This window comes from Isoptericola sp. NPDC057191 (assembly GCF_042670225.1).
In the GTDB taxonomy this organism is placed as follows: domain Bacteria; phylum Actinomycetota; class Actinomycetes; order Actinomycetales; family Cellulomonadaceae; genus Isoptericola.
The window spans coordinates 1-1,508 of the sequence record NZ_JBHUWC010000317.1 but is presented as its reverse complement, the minus strand read 5'-3'; the positions used below and the strand labels follow the sequence as shown (position 1 = coordinate 1,508).

Annotated in this window: 2 protein-coding genes; one reads left to right on the top strand and one right to left on the bottom strand. The window is 71.9% G+C overall.

Annotation, left to right across the window (positions count from 1 at the left end; all coding sequences use genetic code 11):
• On the bottom strand, positions 1-200 hold a 200-nt coding region (locus ACFT55_RS20190; protein WP_380245654.1), incomplete at its 3' end, for a helix-turn-helix domain-containing protein.
• Between the two features lie 145 nt (positions 201-345).
• Between ACFT55_RS20190 and ACFT55_RS20185 the strand changes: the two genes are divergently transcribed.
• Complete coding sequence (locus tag ACFT55_RS20185) at positions 346-1,485, top strand: epoxide hydrolase family protein (protein ID WP_380245653.1); 1,140 nt, start codon at positions 346-348, stop codon at positions 1,483-1,485.
• The last annotated feature ends 23 nt before the right edge of the window (positions 1,486-1,508 follow it).

Genomic DNA, 1,508 nt, shown 5'->3' with positions numbered 1-1,508 from the left:
CCGCCCGCGCCGAGCCGGTAGCGCCCGCCGGGCCCCCGGACCGCGTGGACGGGGTAGCCGAGCTCGCGCAGGCGCGCGACGTCGTGCCGCACCGTGCGGTCCGTGACGTCGAGCCGGCGGGCGAGCTCGCCGCCGGACCAGTCCGGGCGGGACTGGAGCAGCCCGAGCAGCGCCAGCAGCCGTGCCGACGTAGAACCCATCGCGACCTCCCGGACCGGTGTGCCCGCACTCGACGAACTTGTCAGAACTCGTCCAGAATAAAGGAACGAACCGTTCCTGAACCCTTCCTATCGTGGGTTTCAGGAGCTGGGGCGAAGGCCCGGCTCACGACCTCGGGAGCACGCCATGAACGCCACGACCCCCGCCGCGACCACCCTCGAGCTCCAGCCCTTCTCCGTGCATGTGCCGCAGGCCGACCTCGACGACCTGCGCGAGCGCCTCGACCGCACCCGCTTCGCCCCCGCCGCCCCCGGAGACTCCTGGGAGTACGGCACCCCCGAGTCCTACCTGCGCGACATGGTCGAGCGGTGGAAGGCCTTCGACTGGCGCGCGGTGGAGGAGCGGCTGAACGCCTACCCCGCGTTCCGCACCGTGATCGACGGTCAGCCGCTGCACTTCCTGCACGTGCGCTCGCCGCACCCGGACGCCACGCCGCTCCTGCTGGCGCACACCTACCCGGGGTCGGTGCTCGACTTCCTCGACATGATCGACCCGCTCGTGGACCCGGTCGCGCACGGCGGCCGCGCCGAGGACGCGTTCGACGTCGTCGTCCCGTCCATGCCGGGCTTCGGCTTCTCGACGCCCCTCGTCGGCGGGGAGTGGACGATGGCGCGGGTCGGGCGCACCTACGACGCGCTGATGCGCGGGCTGGGCTACGACTCGTACGGCATCCACGGCAGCGACGGCGGCGCGATGATCGGCCGCGAGCTCGCCGTCCTGGACCCCGAGGGCTTCCGCGGCGCGCACGTGCTGCACCTGTTCTCCTTCCCGACCGGGGCGCCGGGGGAGATGGACGACTTCGGCGAGAAGGAGTACGCGGCCCTCGGCCACGCGCAGTGGTTCCAGTCGGTGGGCGGCTACAACGCGATGAACGCCTCCCGGCCGCAGACCGTCGGCGCCGCGCTGGCGGACTCGCCCGTCGGCACGCTGGCGTACTCCGAGCTGTTCGAGAACTTCGGCAACGGCACGTCGCTCGTCTCCGCGGACCAGGTGCTGGCGCAGGCCACGCTCTACTGGCTGACCAACACCTACGCCACGGCGGCGCGCTACCACTACGCCGAGCAGAGGTCCGGCGCAGAGCCGGTCGTCAGCACCGGACGGATCGGCGTCGCCGTCTTCAAGGACGACTTCCAGACCATCCGCAGCCTCGCCGAGCGCGACAACGCGCGCATCGAGCACTGGTCCGAGTTCCCGCGCGGCGGCCACTTCGCCGCCATGGAGGTGCCCGACGACGTCGTCGCCGACCTGCGGGCCTTCTTCGGCTGATCCGTTCGGCAGGGAGTGGATCC

Bases quoted from the DNA above. Each gene is read 5' to 3' on its own strand.
- ACFT55_RS20185 (WP_380245653.1), top strand. From the start codon at position 346: ATGAACGCCACGACCCCCGCCGCGACCACCCTCGAGCTCCAGCCCTTC.